This is a genomic window from Kutzneria kofuensis, from assembly GCF_014203355.1.
Taxonomy (GTDB): domain Bacteria; phylum Actinomycetota; class Actinomycetes; order Mycobacteriales; family Pseudonocardiaceae; genus Kutzneria; species Kutzneria kofuensis.
This window is the reverse complement of record NZ_JACHIR010000001.1, coordinates 1,847,187-1,862,629: the sequence shown is the minus strand read 5'-3', so window position 1 is coordinate 1,862,629 and position 15,443 is coordinate 1,847,187. Positions and strand designations below refer to the sequence as shown.

At 69.6% G+C, this 15,443-nt stretch carries 14 protein-coding genes and 1 tRNA gene; 8 read left to right on the top strand and 7 right to left on the bottom strand.

Annotated features, from left to right (window positions below; genetic code table 11):
• Positions 1–311 precede the first annotated feature (311 nt).
• Both BJ998_RS08500 and BJ998_RS08495 read left to right on the top strand, forming a co-directional pair.
• A complete protein-coding gene (locus BJ998_RS08500; RefSeq protein ID WP_184868524.1) occupies positions 312–743 on the top strand; it encodes a DUF3052 domain-containing protein in 432 nt (143 codons plus the stop codon).
• Between the two features lie 63 nt (positions 744–806).
• A complete protein-coding gene (locus BJ998_RS08495; RefSeq protein ID WP_184860046.1) occupies positions 807–1,265 on the top strand; it encodes a peroxiredoxin in 459 nt (152 codons plus the stop codon).
• Positions 1,266–1,552: 287 nt separating this feature from the next.
• On the opposite strand, the gene BJ998_RS08490 is transcribed toward BJ998_RS08495, so the two are convergent.
• Positions 1,553–1,624, bottom strand: a tRNA-Val gene (locus BJ998_RS08490).
• 121 nt (positions 1,625–1,745) lie between these two features.
• On the opposite strand from BJ998_RS08490, the gene BJ998_RS08485 reads away from it, so the two are divergent.
• Both BJ998_RS08485 and BJ998_RS08480 read left to right on the top strand, forming a co-directional pair.
• Positions 1,746–2,774, top strand: a complete 1,029-nt coding sequence (locus BJ998_RS08485; protein WP_184860044.1) for a ferritin-like domain-containing protein — start codon at positions 1,746–1,748, stop codon at positions 2,772–2,774.
• Positions 2,775–2,935: 161 nt separating this feature from the next.
• On the top strand, positions 2,936–3,952 hold the full coding sequence (locus tag BJ998_RS08480; RefSeq protein WP_184860042.1) for an alcohol dehydrogenase catalytic domain-containing protein: 1,017 nt from the start codon (positions 2,936–2,938) through the stop codon (positions 3,950–3,952).
• A gap of 29 nt (positions 3,953–3,981) precedes the next feature.
• On the opposite strand, the gene BJ998_RS08475 is transcribed toward BJ998_RS08480, so the two are convergent.
• Positions 3,982–4,878: an SGNH/GDSL hydrolase family protein gene (locus tag BJ998_RS08475; RefSeq protein ID WP_184860040.1), complete on the bottom strand. Its 897-nt coding sequence runs from the start codon at positions 4,876–4,878 to the stop codon at positions 3,982–3,984.
• 72 nt (positions 4,879–4,950) lie between these two features.
• Positions 4,951–5,883, bottom strand: a complete 933-nt coding sequence (locus BJ998_RS08470) for an LLM class flavin-dependent oxidoreductase (protein WP_184860038.1) — start codon at positions 5,881–5,883, stop codon at positions 4,951–4,953.
• Between the two features lie 496 nt (positions 5,884–6,379).
• Between BJ998_RS08470 and BJ998_RS08465 the strand changes: the two genes are divergently transcribed.
• Positions 6,380–7,645, top strand: a complete 1,266-nt coding sequence (locus tag BJ998_RS08465; RefSeq protein WP_184860036.1) for a helix-turn-helix domain-containing protein — start codon at positions 6,380–6,382, stop codon at positions 7,643–7,645.
• On the opposite strand, the gene BJ998_RS08460 is transcribed toward BJ998_RS08465, so the two are convergent.
• Together BJ998_RS08460 and BJ998_RS08455 are read right to left on the bottom strand one after the other, a co-directional pair.
• Positions 7,628–8,206 (bottom strand): hypothetical protein, encoded by a 579-nt coding sequence (locus BJ998_RS08460; RefSeq protein WP_184860034.1) that lies wholly within the window; start codon positions 8,204–8,206, stop codon positions 7,628–7,630. The genes BJ998_RS08465 and BJ998_RS08460 overlap by 18 nt on opposite strands.
• A gap of 35 nt (positions 8,207–8,241) precedes the next feature.
• On the bottom strand, positions 8,242–9,171 hold the full coding sequence (locus tag BJ998_RS08455; RefSeq protein WP_184860032.1) for a helix-turn-helix domain-containing protein: 930 nt from the start codon (positions 9,169–9,171) through the stop codon (positions 8,242–8,244).
• 70 nt (positions 9,172–9,241) lie between these two features.
• Between BJ998_RS08455 and BJ998_RS08450 the strand changes: the two genes are divergently transcribed.
• Positions 9,242–9,916, top strand: coding sequence for a DJ-1/PfpI family protein (locus tag BJ998_RS08450; RefSeq protein ID WP_184860030.1), 675 nt, complete (start codon positions 9,242–9,244; stop codon positions 9,914–9,916).
• Positions 9,903–10,844, top strand: a complete 942-nt coding sequence (locus BJ998_RS08445; protein WP_184860028.1) for a pyridoxal-phosphate dependent enzyme — start codon at positions 9,903–9,905, stop codon at positions 10,842–10,844. Before BJ998_RS08450 ends, BJ998_RS08445 begins: the two co-directional genes overlap by 14 nt.
• On the opposite strand, the gene BJ998_RS08440 is transcribed toward BJ998_RS08445, so the two are convergent.
• Entirely contained in the window at positions 10,841–11,617 is a 777-nt protein-coding gene (locus BJ998_RS08440) for a hypothetical protein (RefSeq protein ID WP_184860027.1), read from the bottom strand. The genes BJ998_RS08445 and BJ998_RS08440 overlap by 4 nt on opposite strands.
• Before the next feature lie 663 nt (positions 11,618–12,280).
• On the opposite strand from BJ998_RS08440, the gene BJ998_RS08435 reads away from it, so the two are divergent.
• Complete coding sequence (locus BJ998_RS08435) at positions 12,281–14,629, top strand: glycoside hydrolase family 95 protein (protein WP_184860024.1); 2,349 nt, start codon at positions 12,281–12,283, stop codon at positions 14,627–14,629.
• 106 nt (positions 14,630–14,735) lie between these two features.
• Here the strand turns inward: BJ998_RS08435 and BJ998_RS08430 are convergent, their stop codons facing one another.
• The gene (locus BJ998_RS08430; RefSeq protein WP_184860022.1) at positions 14,736–15,398 is read right to left on the bottom strand and encodes an SDR family oxidoreductase; all 663 of its coding nucleotides are present in this window, start codon (positions 15,396–15,398) and stop codon (positions 14,736–14,738) included.
• Positions 15,399–15,443 lie beyond the last annotated feature (45 nt).

Genomic DNA, 15,443 nt, shown 5'->3' with positions numbered 1-15,443 from the left:
GGGTCTCCTCGCCTGGTATGTCGACTGGTTCACGTCCATCCTCCCTCATTCGGCGCTGGCAGGTCGCCACCAGTCCGTGCTACCGGGCGGTAGCCCCCTCGCGCGCGCGTATAGGAGGTATGTAGAGCCTGCCTGATGCCCCGAACGGGTGGCAAAGCGGGGTCGGATCCCGGGGTCGTCTTCGGTGTGTCACGGTGTGGGTGGTTGCGCAGGTGGCCACCCTCAGTGTTCGCTAGCCGCGACCGGTGTTGAATACAGGTGCGGCGACTGCCCAGTCGCCGCTACCGGCATAGCTTGGAGGAGTGGAAGCCGTGGTGGCCGCGGGAGACGCTGGCAAGGTCGGCGTCGCCGACAGGCTCGGGATCGAGCCGGACATGGTGGTCCAGGAGATCGGTTGGGACGAGGACGTCGACGACGACGTCCGAGCCGCGATCGAGGAACGGATCGGCAGTGACCTGCTCGACGAGGACTCCGACGAGGTCGTCGACGTCGTGCTGCTGTGGTGGCGGGAGAGCGACGGCGACCTGGTCGACACGCTGATGGACGTGACCGGGCCACTCGCCGAGGACGGCGTCATCTGGGTGCTCACCCCGAAGACGGGCCGCCCCGGCTACGTGGAGCCCAGCGACATCGCCGAGGCGGTGCCCACCGCGGGCCTCGCGCAGACCCTCAACGCGAGCGTCGGCGAGGACTGGGCCGGCATCAAGCTGGTGTCGCCGAAGTCGGCCAAGACCAAGCGCTGAGCTCGAAGCCGGTGGCATAGGCTTGGCGGGTAACTGCCGAGCCCACCGGGAGGATGCGCGAGCATGGCGCTGGAAGTCGGTACCCAGGCCCCTGACTTCACGCTCAAGGACGCGAACAGGGAAGACGTGACCCTGTCGTCGTTCCGCGGCGAGAAGAACGTGCTGCTGGTGTTCTACCCGTTCGCCTTCAGCGGCATCTGCACGGGCGAGCTGTGCCAGGTGCGTGATGAGCTGGCCGAGTACCAGAACGACGAGGTGCAGGTCATCGGTGTGTCCGTGGACACGCCTTTCAGCCTCAAGGCGTGGGCGGAGAAGGAGGGCTACACCTTCCCGCTGCTGTCCGACTTCTGGCCGCACGGCGCCACCGCCCAGGCGTACGGGGTGTTCAACGACAAGGCCGGCATGGCCCTGCGCGGCACGTTCCTCATCGACAAGGAGGGCGTGATCCGCTTCGCCGAGGCCAACCAGCCCGGCGAGGCGCGCGACCAGGACCAGTGGAAGCGGGCCCTGAAGGCGCTCTGAGATGTGACCTCCGACACTCGGGCCGGAAAGTTTCGGCCCGAGTGTCGTTGTGTTCGAACCGACCGAACGCGGGCCGAGGCCTTGCTGAGGTGCGCTCCCCGAGGCGAAGCCTCGCCTCGGGGGTCTGGGGGTCGTCCCCCAGAACAAACGACGAGCGACGTGGTCCGCGCTTTCTGCGGCCCGGTGCGAGGCGGAGCCTCGCCTCGGGGGTCTGGGGGTCGTCCCCCAGAAACAAACGACGAGCGACGAGGTCCGCGCCTTCTGCGGACACACGTCGCCCGAGTGAGTGGGCACAGCAGGTTTCGAACCTGCGACCCCCGCCTTGTAAGGGCGGTGCTCTACCCCTGAGCTATGCGCCCTGAATACGGGTTCAGAGCCTACCAGGCGGGCCATCTCGGCCGTCCCGCTGTCACAAGTCCCATTCGCCCTCTGTCTTAGCTGCCGACACGACCTGTCGGCCCGCCGAGACGAGGTTTCCCGATGGACGCCATCGACACGTTGGACGATCTCCGCCGCCACCTGCAGTGGGCGATCGAGCTCGAGCACTCGACCATCCCGCCGTACCTGTGCGCGCTGTACTCGGTGGATCCGGGCCGCAATCCCGAGGTGGTGGAGGTGATCGGCAGCGTCTTCGTGGAGGAGATGCTGCACCTGGCGCTGGCCGCGAACCTGCTGAACGCGGTGGGCGGCACGCCGAGGCTGGACAGCCCGGACCTGCTGCCGGCCTACCCGTATCCGTTGCCGCATAGCGACGGTTCGGTGCAGGTGCACCTGAATCCCTTCGGGCCGCAGGCGCTGGAGCTGTTCCTGCACATCGAGCGGCCGGCGTCGGCGGACGCGCCGCCGCAGGCGGACCGGTACGGCACGATCGGCCAGTTCTACGCCGCGATCGAGGCGGGACTGCGCTCGCTGTGCGAGAAGCTCGGCGAAGACGCCGTTTTTGTCGGTGCGCCGGAGCGGCAGGTCGGCGAGATGCACTTCCGCACCGGCGCCGGCGCGGTCACGCCCGTCACCGACCTGAAGTCGGCGTTGGCGGCGCTGTCGGAGATCGTGGAGCAGGGCGAGGGGGCCGCGCGCACCGAGGTGTGGGACGGCGACCGCGACGTCTTCCACCCGGATCGTGAGGAAGTGGCGCACTTCTACCGGTTCCAGGAGCTCAAGCACGGTCGTCGCTACCGGACCGGCGACACGCCGCAGTCCGGCCCGACCGGCGACAAGATCGCCATCGACTACGACGGCGTGCTGCCGATGCGGCGCAATCCGCGCACCTCCGATCATCCCGAGGACAGCCCGATCCGCGCCGCGCAGCAGGAGTTCAACAACGCCTACTGCCTGCTGCTGTCAATGCTGGACGAGACGTTCAACGGCAACCCGTCGCGGATGGGCGCGGCGGTGCGCCACATGTACGTGATCAAAGCGCAGGCCCAGGTGCTGATGAAGATGCCGACCGGGGACGGCACGACGGCCGGCCCCACCTTCGAGTACGTGCCCCCGGAGCAGCGCTCGTAGACACCCCCGCGAGTCCCGCTCAGCGTCACACCGAATGCGTGAAACCGATTCGCGCATTCGGTGTGACTGTGGGCGGGACTCGCCGGGGTGGGTGTTGGCGGACGCGTGCGCCGTGGTGCATAGTTGAGACGACCGGTCATTTTCAATGGAGGGAGCTGGTCGTGACCACGTATCGGGCGTTCGAGGTGACCGGGGTGCGGAACTTCCGGCTGGTGGAGCGCGAGCTGGTGGCGCCGCCGGCCGGCCAGGTGCGGATCCGGGTGGAGGCCAACGGCGTCTGTCACTCCGACGTGCTGGCGGTCGAGGGCCTGCGGGAAGACCCGACCAAGCCGATCGTGCCGGGCCACGAACTGGTCGGCGTGATCGACGCGATCGGCGACGGCGTGCAGGTGTGGCAGGTCGGCGACCGGGTCGGCGTCGGCTTCCTCGGCGGGCAGTGCGGCGTGTGCGACTCCTGCCGTCGCGGCGACTTCGTCAACTGCGTCAACCAGGCGACGACCGGGACGACGGTCGACGGCGGCTACGCGGAAGTGGTGTACGCCAAGGCAAGCGGCCTGGTGCGGGTGCCGGACGGGCTGAGCGCGGTGGACGCGGCCCCGCTGCTGTGCGCGGGCATCACGACGTTGCAGGCGCTGCGCCAGATCGACGCCGCCCCCGGCGCGCTCGTCGCGATCCAGGGCATCGGCGGCCTCGGCCACCTGGGCATCCAGCAGGCCAACAAGCTCGGCTACCAGGTCGCGGCGATCGCCCGCGGCACGGACAAGGCGGAGCTGGCCAAGAGCCTGGGCGCGCACCACTACATCGACAGCACGTCCGAGGACGCGGCGGCGGCGCTGAAGCGGCTCGGCGGCGCGGCGGCGATCGTCGCCACGGCGGCGAGCGGCGCGTCGATGTCGCCGCTGTTGCCGGGCCTGGCCCCGCGCGGCCAGCTGCTGGTGGTCGGCGCGTCGGCGGACCCGATCGCCGTGCGGACCTCCGACCTGATCTTCGGCACGCGCACCGTCCGGGGCAGCCTCACCGGCAGCTCGATCGAGAACGAGGACAACCTCAAGTTCTCGCTGGCGCAGGGTATTCGGCCGATGGTCGAGGTGCTGCCGCTCAGCGAGGCGCCGAAGGCGTACGAGCGCATGATGTCCGGCCAGGCCCGGTTCCGAGTGGTGCTCGACACCACCCGCTGATCACGCCGGTGTGCCGCCACACACCGTGATCAGAGCTGAGCCGTGATGAGGTCGGCCAGCGCGGTCTGCCCGTCCTTGTTCAGATGCAGCACGGCGTCCGGCCCTTCCTGGCCGGGCGCCAGCGCGTCGAAGCCTCGATAGAACGGCGTGCCCGCCTCGCACAGCGAGTGCCCGGCGAAGGCGTCGTCGAGGTGTACGGAATCGGCCGCGTACTCGCTGACGAACGCCGTGTCGATGCCGTCCGCCTTCGCCTGCGAAGTGGTGTCCTGCAACGTCTTGTCCAACTGGCTGGCCAGCGCGTTGCCCTCGGTGCGCTCCTCCGCGCTGAACACCTCGGGTTCGCAGATCGGGTCCAGCTCCGCGCCGCTCGCGTTCGGGCCGGCGGTGAGCTGGCTGCCGTAACCGGACAGCACGATCCTCGCGTGCGGGCTGCGCGAGTGGATGTCCTTGAACAGCTGGCCCAGGTTCTTCGCCATGTCCGGCAGCTTCGCGGCGATGGCCTGGGTCGGCCCGCCCGAGCAGTCGCCCTGGATGCACAGGCCGCCGTAGGCCGCGTAGCCGATGTCGTTGGTGCCGATGGTCAGCAGCACCACGCTGGTGTCGGCCCGAAGCGCGTCCAACTGCGGCGGCTGGCCGAGATACTCCTTGTACAGATCGGAAGTCGCCGCGCCGCTGCACGTCACGTTGGCGAACTGCACGCTCCGGCCCTGGGCCCGCAGCCGGGTGACGAGCTGTTCCGAGTAGGAGTTGTTGCTACGCCAGCAATTACCCTCGGTGCCGGGCTGGTAGTCGCCGGCGCCGGTGCCCGACGCGTACGAGTCGCCCATGGCGACGACGTGCAGCGGACCGACACCTGCAGACGCCGCGGGGGCCGTGGCGGCCATCGCGGCGACCGAGGCCAGGGCCGCGAGGAGAAGTCGCTTCACCTTCGCTCCAGTGCTCGAACGATGATCGCCACCGTACCGGCAGGACCCGCGCGGCACCGGCTGAACTGCTCATCATCCACTGTGGTCTCCCGGTTCGAGGGCACGCACCCGGGGGAGAACCTCCTGGCAGAACGGAATCATCCCGTCGCCGTGGCACAGGATGTGGGTGACGCCGGCCCGCCGGTAGTCCAGCACCGCGTCGGCGAGCTCGTCGGGCGTGCCGACGAGGGCCAGCCCGAGCGGGCCGAGGAACGGCATCGCCCCGGTCCACAGGTACGGCCGCGGCCAGTGGTCGGCGTCCTCCTCGGGCGACTCGCACCAGCCGCCGGTCAGCGCCACCGCCTCGGCGGTCAGCAGCCGGAAACGTTCCCTTATCGCGTAGGCGTTCTCGCCGGCGATCTCGGTCAGCGCCAGCGCCGCGTCCACCGCCTCGGCCCGGCTTCGCCGGCACACCACGGAGAACAGCAGCCCGACCTCGCGGCCGGCAGCGCGCACGCGGCTCCCTCGCCCGGCCACTGCGGCGGGCGCGTCGCCGAGGAGCAGTAGCACGTCGCCGTGCCGGACCGCGAGGTCGGACGCCGCGCTCGAACTCCCGCTGAAATACAGTTCGGGCCGATCCCGTTCTGCCGCCGTGAACGGGGGGTTGATGCGGCGGAATTCCGGATCTCGCCACAACGCGTCGCAGACCGTCCAGAACTCGTCGTGCGCCCGGAAATCGTTATCGTACGGACACGCCCCGAGCACGCTCACCCGGCCGCCGGTCACTGTTGAGAGCGTGTTCACCTGACGGACGAGGTGGGTGGGTGACTGCATGTCGGTGCGTGGGCAGATCATCAATCCGACGTCCTTCGTCGCGGCCGCGAGGTGTGCGGCCAGGGCGACCGGATCCGGCCGGTGGAATGCCGACGGCAGCAGCACCTGGTTGATGCCGCCGTCCTCCGCCGAGCGGCAGAACTCCACCGGATCCCCGCTGGTGGGCAGCGTCCAGTGGAACCGCGTCGGCATCCGGACACCCATCGCCACCCCCAGCAGTGCAACGACCGGTTCGGCCAGCCGAATGCTAGATCCGTGGTGGTCGGGGCCGGTATGGCGAGTTCTCCCTAGTACACGGTTGACGCCGCGGTGTCCCGGCTGCACCGTTCGAACCCGTCGTTTGGGCCGATCGCGCTATGGCGTTCGCGAATACGAGCCACCGTGGTGAAAGGGCACCTAGGTAATCGCCGCCGGTATTGTTGCCGGGGGCACGCACCGCTGTCATACTCGGCCGCCGTCGAGTGGGTTCTCGTTGACCGCCGCCAACGTGCCACATGATGCGCCCTTTCTCGGAAATAGCGGAGGGACATGAGCTGAGACATCCGTTGCAATCGATTTCATCCGATGACTTCGGGTTCTCACTGGTCTGGACGCCCGCGTGGCTGGTGCTTTTGGTGGTATTGACCGGCCATGGCCGCGGGTGTTTTCTGCGATTACCTCGTCGGGGGCGGCGGAGGGAGAATCGTCAATGCTTGCACATCCTCGGGTGAACGTCGTCCTCCAGCACCAGAACCGGCTGGTCAGGGAACTCCTGGCGACACACCTGACGCGGGAGCCGGGCATCACGCTGGCGGGCACCGTGGCCTCCGCGCCCGAGCTGGTTCAGCTGTGCCACCTGTGCCGGCCCGAGGTGGCGGTGTTCGAGGCGGACACGCCCCGGTGGAGCAACGAGCGGCTGGTGACGCTGCTGCTGGAGCCCGGCCGCCGGCTGCGCATGGTCGGCGTGCACGAGGTGCTGCCCGCGGCGTACGTGATCCGTGCCTACGAGGCCGGCATCAGCGCGCTGGTGTCCTACGCCCGAGGCCTGGACGCGCTGGTCGCGGCGATCAAGGTGCCGTCGGTGGCAGTGGAGATCACCAGGCTGGACAAGGGAACGCGGCAGGTGCTCACCACCCGTGAGCTTGAGGTGCTGTACCTGATCAGCGCCGGCTACGCGCCGCGGCAAGTGGCCTACGAGCTCGGCATCAGCCTGCACACCGTGGAACACCACAAGCAGCGCATCTTCGCCAAGCTCGACGTGCACAACCAGGCGCACGCGGCGGCGAGCGCCACTCGGCTGGGCCTGATGGCTTCGGTGATCGACCTGCCCCGCCAGGAGCGCGGCCAGCTGCGGGACCTGCTGCGGGTGTGCGTCATCACGCGGACCACCGGCTGCCTGCTCGCGGACCGTGTGCGACGGATTCTTGACGAGCACGGCATTCCCGTGGTCGGCGCGGACGAGCCGGGCGTGGCCACTGTGCTGATCGACCCGGAGCCCGAGGACTGGCAGGCGGTTGTGGTCAACCACTCGGTGCCGGTGGTGGTCGCGAGCCGGGAACTGCCGCTGCAGCACGCCCTGGAAGCGCTTTCCAGCGGCGTCACAGTACTGCCCGCGGCCCGGATGGACGGCCTGATCGTGCCAGCTGTGCACGCGGCCGGCCAAGGCCATCTGATGGTGGACGCGGCGCATTCCCGCACCATGCTGGGCCGTGCTCGCGGCGGCGACCGCACATGGTGGCGGTGGCAGCTCTCGCTGACCCGGCGGGAGCAGGAGATCATCGCCTCCATCGGCCGCGGCCACTCCGCCAAGCAGACCGCCCGGCTGCTCGGCATTTCCGTGCGTACCGTGGAAAACCTGCAGAGCAGCCTGTTCCGCAAGCTCGGCGTGCACAGCAAGGCGGCGGCGCTGGCCGCGGCGCAGGACCTGGGGCTGTTGGAGGACGGCGTCGACGGGACTCTAGCCCAGCTTGAATGAGGACAGCTGACAGTCGTGGTCGACCTGTCGCTGCTGCGATTCGCTGAGCTTCTGCGTGACGCCGTCGTCGTAGGTCCAGCCCGAACCGAACGGATCGGTGGCGTGCACGGCAAGATCGTGGCTGGTCAGGCAGGTCATGTACGCGTGGTACTGGTCGAGGTAGTGCGGATTCCTCGACTGGTCCAGCTCCGGCGGCTGCAGCGGCAGCTTGTCCTTGCACGCCTTGCGGGCGGCGACCGAGGGCGGGCTGTCGTCGTTCATGTCCGGACTGGTGCCGGACGGGTCGTAGACGCCTGCATGCTCGTCGCCCCGGCCGGTCAACATCTTGTGCCCGTTGTCCTTCAGGCAGGCGTAGTACGCCTTCCAGACCGCGTTGACGTCGTCGTCGGAGCTGTCGAGCCGCAGTTGCGGACGCTTCGAGTCGTCCGAAGTGGATGGTGTGCTGGTGGCCGTGGCGTTGGAGGTGGCCAGCGAAGCGACCTGCGGCGGTGGGGGAGTCGAGCCGCAGGCGGCCAGCGTGACCGTGGCGAGCGCGGCACCGGCGTAGAGCGCGAGCTTCATGCCGGCCACGATGGCAGGAGATTGTGAGGAACCTGTCAGCGAATTGTGCTGCCGCGGAAAGCCGTGCGGTAGGCGGTCGGCGTGGTCGCCGACTCGCGGGCCAGGTGCAACCGCAGGTTGGCGGCGGTGCCGAGCCCACAACGGCGTGCGATCTCGTCGATGCCCAACTCGGTCGCCTCCAGCAGCCGCCGGGCCTCCAGCAGGCGTTGCGCGGTGAGCCAGCGCAGCGGCGTCATACCGGTCTCGGCGCGGAAGTGGCGGGCGAAAGTCCTTGGCGCGTAACCGGCGTGGCGGGCCATCTCGTCCACAGTGGTCGGTTCGTGCAGGCGTTCGACGACCCAGGCGCAGGTTTGCGACAGGCCCGTGCCCGCGGGGATCGGCCGGTCGACGAACTGCGCCTGGCCGCCGGAGCGGTGCGGGGCGACGACCATGCGGCGAGCCACTCGGGCGGCCGGCTCGGCGCCGTGATCGATGCGGTAGAGGTGCAGGCAGAGGTCGATCGAGGCGGCGACGCCGGCGCTGGTCAGCACCCCGCCCTCGTCGACGTACAGCACGTCGGGGCGCACGTCGATCTTCGGGAAACGGTGGGCCAACTCGTCGGTGTCCTGCCAGTGCGTGGTGGCCGTGCGGCCGTCGAGCAGGCCGGCCGCCGCCAGCGCGAACGCTCCCGTACAGACCGAGACCAGTCGGCCGGTCGCCGTGCGGAGGGCTCTGAGCACCGGCTCGGGTGGGGCGTCGAGGGGGAAGAAGCCGGGCACTATGACGGTGTCCGCGCTGGTCAGGGCCTCAAGGCCGGCGGTCGCCTCGATGCTGAAGCCGGTTGTCGTGGGCACCGGGCCCGGCCGCTGCGAGCAGACCGTGAACTCGTAGCGGTCGCGCTCGTCGCGGTGCCCGAAGACCTGCGCCGGCACGGACAGGTCGAAGGCGACCACGTCCGGCAGGGCCAGGGCGGCGATCCGGTGCATGGCAGGATCCTAGCGAAGTGCGGCAGTCCTGCCACTCGTGTCCTTCGACGGGCCGGTTGAGGATCGGGGCATGGACATCGGCTCGCTCGTCTTCGACAACATGGACCAGATCGATTTCACCGGCCCGTTCGAGGTCCTGTCCCGCCTGCCGGACTCGACCTGTCGCGTCTACGGCATCACCGGCGAGCCGGTGCGGGACGTCCGGGGGCTCACCATCGTGCCGGACGCCGCCATCGCCGACGCGCCTCGGTTGGACGTGCTGCACGTGCCCGGCGGGCGCGGCGTGGACGTGCTGATGGAGAACGAGGAAGTCCTTGCCTGGCTGCGAAAGCAGTCGGGGAACGTGGTGCTGTCCGTGTGCACCGGGGCGCTGCTGCTCGGCGCCGCCGGCCTGCTGGCCGGCCGTCGGGCCACCACCCACTGGGCGTCGCTGCACCTGCTCCCGGAGTTCGGCGCCGAGGTCGTCGACTCGCGCGTCGTCGTGGACGGCGACTGGATCTTCGCCGCCGGCGTGACGTCCGGCATCGACGGCGCGCTGACGCTGGCCGCCCGGCTGTGCGGGGTCGAGGTGGCGCAAGGACTTCAGCTGTACATGCAGTACGCGCCGGAGCCGCCGTTCGACGCCGGCACGCCGGAGACCGCGCCGGCCGCCGTGCTGGCGGCGGCGCGGGCCGATATGGCGGAGGTCACGCGCGGCCGGCGCGAGACGATCCGGCGGATAGTGTCGGGACATGCTCACCCTTGACGATGTCCAGGACGCGGCCGCCCGGCTCAAGGGCGTCGCGCACCGCACGCCGGTGCTGCGCTCCCGCACGTTGGACGGGCGTGCCGGCGCCGAGATCTTCCTCAAGTGCGAGAACTTCCAGCGCATCGGGGCGTTCAAGTTCCGCGGCGCCTACAACGCCGTGTCCCGGCTGTCGCCCGAGCAACTGCGGCGGGGCATCGCCGCCTACTCGTCGGGCAACCACGCCCAGGCCGTCGCCTTGGCGGCCCGGGAATTCGGCAGCAGCGCGGTGATCCTGATGCCGGCGGACACGCCTCAGTCCAAAATGGACGCCACTCGCGGCTACGGCGCGGAGATCGTCACCTACGACCGGTACACCGGAGACCGGGTGGCCATCGGCAACGCGCTGGCCGAGGAGCGGGGCTTGACGCTGATCCCGCCGTACGAACATCCCCATGTGATGGCGGGTCAGGGCACCGCGGCGCTGGAGCTGATCGAGGAGATCGGGCCGCTGGACACGCTGGTGGCGCCGATCGGTGGCGGCGGGCTGATCGCCGGCAGTGCCACCGCGGCCAAGGGGCTGGACCGGCGGATCCGGGTGGTCGGCGTGGAACCCGAGTTGGGCAACGACACCAAGCTGTCGCTGGCCGCGGGGCACCGGGTGTCGGTCCCGGTGCCCCGGACCATCGCCGACGGGCAGGCCGCCGACACGCCCGGCGAGCTGACGTTCTCGGTGAACCAGCGGCTGGTCGACGACGTCGTGCTCGTCACCGACGACGAGATCCGCGCCGCCATGCGGTTCGCCTTCGAGCGGCTGAAGATCGTGCTGGAGCCCAGTGGGGCGACCGCGCTCGCCGCCGTGCTGCAGGGGCACATCTCCGGTCGCGTCGGCGTGATCCTCTCCGGTGGCAACATCAGCCCCGAGCGGTTCGCCGAGCTGACCGCCTAGCAGCCGACGCCGCCCGGCTGGAGGAAGGCGAAGGCGGCGTAACGCTGGCCCGGCACGTCCGACTGCGTGAAGTAGCCGCCGAACATCTGGGTGCTTTGCAGGCGGTTCGCGAAGTAGAGCGTGTAGGTCTGCGTCACGCCGCCGAAGCTGAGCGGTCGTACGAAGGTCAGCGTGTGCGTGGCGGGATCCCAGGTGCGCTGGGCGATCGGCTCCGTGCGGCCGAGTTCGTCGTAGCGCAGGTTGATCTCCGGGACCCGGCACTGGGTGAACTGGACGCTCATGGTGCCGGTCCAGCCGTTTCCGTTGAAGCCGTAGAAGCCGACCAGGTCGTCCGGCAGCGAGTCGTTGGCTTTGAACAGTTTCGTTCGAGGTGTGCCCAGCGGCAGATAGTCCTTCGCGTACACCCCGTACCGTTGGCCCGGCACGTCCGACTGCGTGAAGTAGCCGCCGAACACCGGCTGGTTCGGCTTGTGGTCGCCGAGGTAGAGCGTGTACGTCTGGCTGTTGTTCCACTGCAGCGGACGGTTGATCGTCAGCGTCCTCGACGCCGCCGACCAGCTGCCCGTGAGCCGCTCGTCCCGGCCCAGTTCCGTGTAGTGCATCGTGATCGCCGGAGCGCCCGATGCCGAGCCCGACACCAGCAACGTGCCCGCCCAGCCGTTTCCGTTGAACGCGTAGCTGCCGTCGATGGTGGACGTAGCCGCCGACGCCGGCGCGCCCACGGCCAGGAGTGCGACCGTCGCGGCGGCAACGGCCCAAGATTTCAGGGACATAGGGCGATCTTTTGCCATCGCGGCGACCGTCGACAATGTACCTAGGTGCAGACTTGGGTTGTCCCGCAACGGATTGTGTTGGCGGCACCCGACCGAGCGCGGTGGCCGGGTGCCGCTCACATTCGACGCTACGCCGAACGGCCCAGGCTGCACCCCGATCGCGACCGCCCGGTCGGACGGTTCTGCCTGAACGGACGCGGTCCCCACGCTCGGCCTCGCCCGGCCGCGCAGGACCACTCGTCGATGTAGAGGCCGGTGCCTGGTTTCGTCCCCCGCGCCGGCCCCACCCCCGCCGTGCGGGATCACCAGTCACGGCTCGGACCGCCCCCGACCTGCCCCGCCGCGCCCCATGCCCGGCGCCTCTCACTGCGGCACCCCTGCCCGCTGCACCGACCTCCGCCTGGCCCGCCTCAGGCTCGCTGCACCGACCTCCGTCTGGCCCCGCCCCCGGCCCGCTGCACCGACCTCCGCCTGAGCCCGCCCCCGGCCGCAGCGCCGCCCCTCGTCGCCTCTTGCCGCGCCAGCCCCGCCCGCCGCGACATCCTCCGCCTGGCGTGCCCGCGCCGCTGACCGGACAGGTCTTCGTCCAAGAGTCAATATTGACATTCATCGGATGTTTGAGCAGGGTGCGGGCCATACCGGATTGCCTATGGGAGGTCGACGATGACCGAGTTGGCTGGTCGCACCCGGCGTGACGCGCTGCGTCTCGGCGGCGCGTTGGGCGTTGCAGCTGCGATGACCGGGCTGCGGCCGTTCGCGGCGCAGGCCGACCCGGTCCGGCCGGCGGCCGCCGAGGTGGTGTCGGACGATGACGCGACCGCGCTCTGGTACCCCGCGCCGGCCGAGGAAGGTCGGATCATCGAACAGGGCCTGGCTGTCGGCAACGGCCGGCTCGGCGGCCTGGTCGGCGGCGACCCGGGCAGCGACTTCGTCTACCTCACCGACATCACGCTGTGGACCGGCGACGCCAACGACACCCTCCAGGACGACGGGCAGTTCCCGTACGAGACGACGCATTTCGGCACCTACAGCCAACTCGCCAGAGTCGGGGTCGACGTGCCCGCGCACGCGCTGTCGGCGGTCAAGGACTACCGCCGCCGGCTCGACCTCAGCAACGGCGTGGTCACGGCAAGTTACACGTACAAGGGCGTGCACTACCGCCGTGAGGTGTACGTCAGCCACCCCGACGACGTCATGGTGATCCGGCTGACCCAGTCCGGCGGCGGCAGCTACACCGGTTCCGTGACGCTGGCCGGCACCCACGGCGAGACCACGGCCGGCGACGCCCGCTCCATCTCGTTCGCTGGCACCCTCGGCAACGGCCTGCGTTACGCCAGCGTCGTCACCGCGAACGCCAAGGGCGGCACCGTTTCCGTGCAGGGCAACAAGGTCGTGTTCAACGGCTGCGGCGAGGTGCTGATCATCGTCTGCGGCGGGACCAACTACGCCACCACCCCGGCGACGGCCTTCAAGGACGCCTCCGTCGACCCGCACTCCGTCGCCTCGGCCAAGGCGTTGAAGGCCGCCGGCGTCGCCGGCAACGTCCTCCTGGACACGCATGTCGCGGATTACCAGGCGTTGTACAACCGGATGACCGTCGACCTGGGACGGTCGTCGTCCAAGCAGCGTTCCATGGACACCTGGGCGCGGCTGTGGGAACGGGCCGCGCCGCACGCCGATGCCGACCCCGAACTGGAGGCCATGTACCTGCAGTTCGGGCGGTACCTGGTGATCTGCGGATCGCGCGACAGCCTGCCGTTGAACCTGCAGGGCCTGTGGGTGTCGAACAACAACCCGGACTGGATGGCCGACTACCACACGGACATCAACGTCCAGATGAACTACTGGCTGCCCGACCGTGCCGGCCTTTCCCGGTGCTTCGACGCCTTCGCTGACTACTGTGTGTCGCAGCTTTCGACGTGGAGTGCGACCACGCAGCGGTCGTTCAACGACCCTCGCAACCGTTTCCGCAACTCCAGCGGCAAGGTCGCCGGCTGGGCCGTGGCCTTCTCCACCAACCCGTACGGCGGCAGCGGCTGGTGGTGGCACCCGTCCGGGAACGCCTGGCTGTGCAACAACCTTTGGCAGCACTACGAGTTCACGCAGGACAAGGCGTACCTGGCGAAGATCTACCCGCTGCTCAAGGGCGCCGTGCAGTTCTGGGAGGCCCGGCTGATCGAGCGGGACGGCAAGCATTACGACGACCATGACTGGTCGCCCGAGCACGGTCCGCAGGACGGCATCGGCAACACCTACTCGCAGGAACTGGCGTGGGACCTCTTCACCCACTTCCAGACGGCGAGCGATGTCCTCGGTCAGGACCAGGACTACGCCAGGACCATCACCGCCATGCGGGACAAGCTGTACTTGCCCGTCGTCAGCCCCAAGACCGGGTGGCTGGAGGAGTGGATGTCGCCGGACAACCTCGGCGAGACCACCCACCGGCACCTGTCGCCGCTGATCGGCTTCTTCCCCGGTGATCGGATTCGCGTCGACACCAGCCCCAAGGAGATCATCGACGGCGTCCGCAACCTGCTCACCGCCCGCGGCACCCACAGCTTCGGCTGGGCCTGCGCCTGGCGGTCGGCGTGCTGGGCTCACCTGCGCGACGCCGAGATGGCGTACCGGATGCTGCTCACCGTCATGACCCCGTCGGTGAACTTCGGCAACGGCAGCGCCCCCAACCTGTTCGACATGTACTCCTTCGGCGACCGGGCCATCTTCCAGATCGACGCCAACTTCGGCGCGCCCACCGCCATGCTGGAGATGCTCGTCCAGTCCCGCCCCGGCGAGATCGACCTGCTGCCCGCCCTCCCCGCCGCGTGGGCGCGGTCCGGCCGCGTCACCGGCATCGGCGTCCGCGGCGGCTTCACCCTCGATCTGGAGTGGCGCAACGCCAAGGTCACCGGCCTGACCCTGCACAGCGTCGGCGGCACCAGGACCGTGGTCCGCTCCGGCTCCTGGCAGCGCACCGTCACCGTGGCGGCCAACTCCTCGACCAAGGTCCTCTAACCCCGGCGAGTCACGCTCTGGAGCACACCGAATGTAGGTTTCGGACAGTTGATCTTCTGCCTGAAACCTACATTCGGTGTGTCGGAGAGCGTGACTCGCCGGGGTGTCAGGCCAGGCGGGCGCCGCCGTCGATGTGGAGGGTGGTGCCGGTGACGAAGGGGTTGGTCAGGGCCAGCAGCGCCGCCGCCGAGACATCGGAGGGTTGGCCGACGCGGCGGGCGGGGTTCTTCGACGCGACGTCCTCGAACAGCGCCTCCTTGCCGGGGCCGTCCCACACGCCGGAGTCGATGATGCCGGGGGAGAGGGCGTTGACGCGGACGGGCGCCAGCTCCACGGCGAGGGCCTCGGCGAGGGTGGCGACGGCGGCGTTGCCGGTGGCCATGACGGCCAGCCCGGGGCTGGGCTGCCAGCCGGCGACGCCGGAGAACAGGAGGATGGAGCCGCCGGGACGGATGCGGGAAGCGAAGTGCTTGGCGAGCAGGATGGGGCCGACGATCTTGGCGTCGAGGGCGGTGTGAACGGCGTCCCGGTCCAGCTCGGTGACGGGACCGTTGGCATGCGCGGCGGCCAGGGACACGATGTGGTCGACCTCGCCCAGTTCGGAGGCGAGCCGGCGGATCGAGTCCTCGTCGGTGAGGTCGAGGGCGGGGGAGGTGCGCCGGCCGACGAGCGTGACGTCGGCACCGGCAGCAACGAGGTCGGACTTGAGCTGAGCGGCGATGCCGGAGCTGCCGCCGACGATCAGCACCTTCTTGTCAGTGAGGGTCATGCCTGCAACAACGCCGCAGCTCACGGGGCCAATCCCGTCACGATA

Excerpts from the sequence above, each read along its gene's own strand:
- BJ998_RS08435 (WP_184860024.1), top strand. The coding sequence starts at position 12,281 with ATGACCGAGTTGGCTGGTCGCACCCGGCGTGACGCGCTGCGTCTCGGC.
- BJ998_RS08445 (WP_184860028.1), top strand. The coding sequence starts at position 9,903 with ATGCTCACCCTTGACGATGTCCAGGACGCGGCCGCCCGGCTCAAGGGC.
- BJ998_RS08485 (WP_184860044.1), top strand. The coding sequence starts at position 1,746 with ATGGACGCCATCGACACGTTGGACGATCTCCGCCGCCACCTGCAGTGG.
- BJ998_RS08440 (WP_184860027.1), bottom strand. The coding sequence starts at position 11,617 with ATGTCCCTGAAATCTTGGGCCGTTGCCGCCGCGACGGTCGCACTCCTG.
- BJ998_RS08430 (WP_184860022.1), bottom strand. The coding sequence starts at position 15,398 with ATGACCCTCACTGACAAGAAGGTGCTGATCGTCGGCGGCAGCTCCGGC.
- BJ998_RS08470 (WP_184860038.1), bottom strand. The coding sequence starts at position 5,883 with ATGCCGACGCGGTTCCACTGGACGCTGCCCACCAGCGGGGATCCGGTG.
- BJ998_RS08495 (WP_184860046.1), top strand. The coding sequence starts at position 807 with ATGGCGCTGGAAGTCGGTACCCAGGCCCCTGACTTCACGCTCAAGGAC.
- BJ998_RS08465 (WP_184860036.1), top strand. The coding sequence starts at position 6,380 with ATGCTTGCACATCCTCGGGTGAACGTCGTCCTCCAGCACCAGAACCGG.
- BJ998_RS08450 (WP_184860030.1), top strand. The coding sequence starts at position 9,242 with ATGGACATCGGCTCGCTCGTCTTCGACAACATGGACCAGATCGATTTC.
- BJ998_RS08455 (WP_184860032.1), bottom strand. The coding sequence starts at position 9,171 with ATGCACCGGATCGCCGCCCTGGCCCTGCCGGACGTGGTCGCCTTCGAC.
- BJ998_RS08460 (WP_184860034.1), bottom strand. The coding sequence starts at position 8,206 with ATGAAGCTCGCGCTCTACGCCGGTGCCGCGCTCGCCACGGTCACGCTG.